3 protein-coding genes are annotated in these 4,648 nt (G+C 40.3%); 1 reads left to right on the plus strand and 2 read right to left on the minus strand.

Annotated elements, in window-relative coordinates:
- Together B9G53_RS26485 and B9G53_RS26490 are read right to left on the minus strand one after the other, a co-directional pair.
- On the minus strand, positions 1-1,726 hold a 1,726-nt coding region (locus B9G53_RS26485; protein ID WP_141211916.1), incomplete at its 3' end, for a tetratricopeptide repeat protein.
- 42 nt (positions 1,727-1,768) lie between these two features.
- On the minus strand, positions 1,769-2,206 hold the full coding sequence (locus tag B9G53_RS26490; protein ID WP_094536408.1) for a hypothetical protein: 438 nt from the start codon (positions 2,204-2,206) through the stop codon (positions 1,769-1,771).
- 1,469 nt (positions 2,207-3,675) lie between these two features.
- Between B9G53_RS26490 and B9G53_RS26495 the strand changes: the two genes are divergently transcribed.
- Positions 3,676-4,011: a hypothetical protein gene (locus B9G53_RS26495; protein WP_094536409.1), complete on the plus strand. Its 336-nt coding sequence runs from the start codon at positions 3,676-3,678 to the stop codon at positions 4,009-4,011.
- The last annotated feature ends 637 nt before the right edge of the window (positions 4,012-4,648 follow it).

Genomic DNA, 4,648 nt, shown 5'->3' on the forward strand with positions numbered 1-4,648 from the left:
GATGGCGATCGCCTAACAATTCTCGAATCAACTGCATCGCTTCTTGATACAGCGGTTCCGCTTCTTCATATCTCCCTTGCGAATAGTACAGCGCTGCGAGGTTGTTGAGACTGTTGGCGACAGTGGGATGACACTCTCCTAAGATTCTTTTTTTAACATCTATAGAATCTTTCCATATAGGTTCTGCCAAAGCAAAAAGTCCTTGTCCGTAATAAAATCTCGCAATCCCTTCAAAAGCCCAACCTAAATCTTCTTCAGGATTAGTAATATCACTGAGCATTTCTCGACTCAGCATATCTAAATGCGGAATCGCCAGAGATACTCCTGCAATCAAATCTTGTGTTGGTGATTGAGGTATTTGTTTAGCTATACCAATCAAACTGGTTACAAATGCTTGCCGAAACTGATGATTTTCTTCAGCCTTTAAAAGCTTTGCCCGAAAGAACTCGCGGACTAGCGGATGAATCTTATAAAAGTTGCATTCTTCATCAACTGGTTGAATCAAATGCAAACTGTCTAGCTGCCCTCTAGCCTCATCGAGTTCATCGTCCGTAATTTCAGCACTTGCGCCAATCCATTCTACCAACACCCAAACAATTTCCACAGGGGCAAATAGTCCCAACAGCATCGCCACTCTCTGAGATCCAGTACTGATATCATCCCAACTCAGTTGGATTGCTGCCTCCACCCCACGATATCCATAGGATTTATAAGCGCTGCGATCTTTTGCAAGCGATGTATCCGCTAGATTTAACCTTTCGGTTAACTTCGCAAAGGTCAAATGGCGATTTTTAACTAGATATTCGCCCATCAACTCGATCGCTAAAGGCAAATAACCCAACTTTTTACATAGTTCCGCAACTACACGATTTTCCTTTTTAACCTTAGCAAGACCCACAAACTTGATCAACAAAGTTATCGCTTTGCCTTGGGTTAGCACCTTCAATAACAATTGCTTAAAATCAGACCTCAGCGCTCTTTCCCGCGTCGTTACCAACACCTTTACCCTCGGAGCGATCGGCATTGCCAGATCAGGAATGCTCTCCGCATTCGGCACATCATCGAGAATCACCAATAACTTACCAGTCTCAGGCAACCAGTTTTGCCAATACCACGCCGCTTGTTCATCTAGACTAGCCGACTGCATCGCTTCGGGTAAGTCCAGATAAGGACTAGCGATCGTCACTACTGCCTGAGCTAATCCCATCTCCCGCAAGGACAACCAATACCGCGCCACATATTCCTGTTGATAGCGAGTCGCATATTGCAGGGCAAGTTCAGTCTTACCAACACCGCCCATGCCCTCCACCGCGCAGACAATGACACCCTGCCCCTCTTGCAACTTTGCATGAATATCCGCAAGTTCTTCCTCTCGCCCCACAAAGTTTTTGGAACCCTGCCGCACATTGCTAGGAATCTGCTTTTGCAACGACTTCAGTAAGTCTCCTAATGCCTCCTGCAAAACATCCTGTAACGTTTCCCGATTCACATCATTTAGGTGAATACCAATATTGGCAATACCACCCGTAACCAAAGTTTGAAAACCTTTAGCATTGCCTTCATTGATTTGAATTAATTGGCGATCGCCTTGAATTGCCTGACCTAACTGAGAATTAGCAACAATACCCTGTTTCACCAGTCCCACCAACCGAGCGGCATCTGCATGAGGATGCTCTTGCAGGATTTCCGCCGTTAGCTGACATAGTTCCGTAATTAAATCTGACATGAGCGATCGCCCTTAACTAAGCGTTTAAACCGAACTTTTTAACTAAGAATTTGGAGTTTGACCCTGCTGAATATGAATCTCACCAATATAAGCCGTACCACCCTCAACCTTAGTCTGCCAACCTCTCGCATTATCAGAATTGTTCTGAGTCATCGTACTGTTGTCTTGAATCTTGCCAGCTTGAATCGTTTGCGCCAAAAGTTTGAGTTCATTGGCAAATTCTGGATCTGTAATCAACTCTGTACCAAGCACCGTACTAACAGTTTCAATAGCAGCGCGATCGCCCGACTCTACCTTTACCAAAGCATCATCAACCGTTGGATGTTTCCCTGACAACTTGTTCTTAATTTTCTGCCATAGCTCAGGAATTTTAGCGATCGCATCAGTCGTAAATTTCTTAGCCAGCTCACCCGCACTCGACTCAACAAACTTTTGAACAGCCAAACCCACCAATGCCCCAGCAGTTAAAGGATCAGTCATAGCCTTCACTTTTTTCTCTAAATTGTCAGCAATAATAACACGACCTAAAAAGTCAGTACAGGATAAGCACTGGCTTTTTTGATGTCCCCTCAACCCCGAAGTCACCCGACTATATCAAAAGCTATTTGCGATCGCAGGATCTGCTTTATTTACAATCACTGAAGTTTGTGGATCGCTAGATAGATCGGATCGAGCTATCAAAAATTATGCCAATGCTCCTGACACCACCCGAAAATATTGACTGATGGCAATATCAAGCTTTCTCTATTCAGGACTGAGAGACATCGCGATCGCACTTCCAGAAATGTGTGGATTGTAAAGTGCATCTCCGTCCTAGTGAAAGCTCTAAGAATGCGAAGTTGAGATCGCTATCTTAAAACGAAGTCCATCGTATAAAACTTCGGGTGTTTGCCGACTAGAGCTTTCGGGGCTGAGGGTCATTTATTTATTTTTTTGTCGTTTTCGTTCGGCGTTTCCTTGAGGAATACGGTTAATTTTTACGATCTTGCCTTCCTCTTCCATAGACAGTTTTAGCGCATTTTAACTATTCTGCATTGTATAGCGCGATTAGGCTAGATATGGCAATTATGGCGATCGCATGTGCCTACCTAGTTGATATAGATATGTCAGAGAGAGAATATTTTCTTTAATTCAAATTTCCAACCACTTCCAACCACTTCCGACCATTACTGAGTAATGGTCGGAAGTGGTTGGAAGAAGAAACATGGCTTTTAGGGTTCTTAGTCAACGGTGTAGCTCTATCTAAGATCCAAAAAATCTAGTTTAGAATATGCACCGATTTGCATTTTTGAGCAAATTAAAGGTGAAATCGGCTTAGAACAAAGGATTATTCTAGGTTTTGAGATGGAAGATCAAGATATTAGGATTAAATTATCAAAATCAAGAAAATAGCTTAGAGGTTCTCTTAATCCTAACGAGCCATCGTCTGAGAAAGAATTAGTGGAAGCTTAGGAACAGAAACGAGTATGACAATACATCTACATCGACAAAATCAATCAACCTTTAGATTGGCGACTATACGTCTATCCTTCAAGTAGGAATTTGAACAACTACCTATGGCAATGCACGACCTGAATAACTAATAGTTTCACTAAAGATAGGGATCAAGTAATCCATCTTTTTTTATCTGTTACTGAAATCACAAGAAACTCATTTATTCAGATCTAGATATCCTTAATTTTCCATAATCAAATATTTTTTCAACCAATAAACATATTGATTTCATATCAGTTTTATTGTAATTTTGAATGACTTAAATACAAATAGCCAATCCAAAATACACAGCAATTAATGTTAATTAAAAGAAAATAATACATTGTCATGTTGGTATCATATCGTTTTCTTGGTAACAATTCTTTCATAGACATCTTGACAAATTGCAATCAAATACTCAAGATATTTAATTAGCAAACTAAAAAATATTTTTTATTATATCATTAATTTTTTATATGTCTGAATATCCAGAAATATCAGTCGGTAATTCCACAGAAAAAAAGAGTGGTAATCATATAAATTCTGTTCTTTTAACCTTAGAAATATCAGAGGGTGACACCAATCAACGTAAATTTAGTCTTTCCAATAGATCTGCCCATCATTTAAACAAATTGAAGGTTTTATATAGCTTACCTGCTACTTGTTTCTTAGATTCGGTTATTTTGTACTGCGAAGCTAATCCAGAATTTGAGAAAATGCTTATAGCTGAAGCACGGGAACTTCAAGAATCACGTCAGCGAGAAGCAACCTGTAAACGTGCCAGAACAATGTCTAAGAATTTTTTGTCGTGATCCTCATCTACAAAGATAGTAGGCAATCTCACAAAGCAGAAGTTTTGGGGCTGAGGGACATCTTAAATCTATGTACACTCAACTCCGAAGCTTGTGATCACTTGGTAGATACTAGAAAATTAAATTGACAACCTGTTTCAATTAATATTGCCTGTCTCCTAGGTATCAAAAGCTTTGCTCCCTTGACCTAAAGACAACACTACCTTTAATGGCTTATCCACATTTGGCAATTATGCCATCTAGTGCTTTCTGAGTTACCTGATAATTCGAGTTTGCTCATCTCTCTGTAGTCACTCGACAATATATCAAAAGCTATTTGAGATCTTGAGATCTCTGGATCTGCTTTATTTACAATCTCTGAAGTTTGAGGATTGGATCAAGCCATCAAAAATTATGCCAATGCTCCTGACAACACTTGAAAATATTGCTTTATAGCAATATCAAGCTTTCTCTATTCAAAACTGAGTAACTTTGCAATCGCACTTCCAAAAATGTATGGTTTGTAAAGCGTATCTCCCTCCTAGCCTAGAGTATAGGATTGTGAAGTTGCGATCGCTATCTTAAAACGAGTAGGCTGAAATCCTTGAATTGTCCCTCAGCCCCGAAAGCATTCAATGCTTTCGGGGCTGAGGGACGC

It is taken from the genome of Pseudanabaena sp. SR411, from assembly GCF_002251945.1.
Classification (GTDB): domain Bacteria; phylum Cyanobacteriota; class Cyanobacteriia; order Pseudanabaenales; family Pseudanabaenaceae; genus Pseudanabaena.

What these genes read in the sequence shown, in the direction of transcription:
- B9G53_RS26490 (WP_094536408.1), bottom strand. Translation starts at nt 2,206, where the DNA reads ATGACTGATCCTTTAACTGCTGGGGCATTGGTGGGTTTGGCTGTTCAA.
- B9G53_RS26495 (WP_094536409.1), top strand. Translation starts at nt 3,676, where the DNA reads ATGTCTGAATATCCAGAAATATCAGTCGGTAATTCCACAGAAAAAAAG.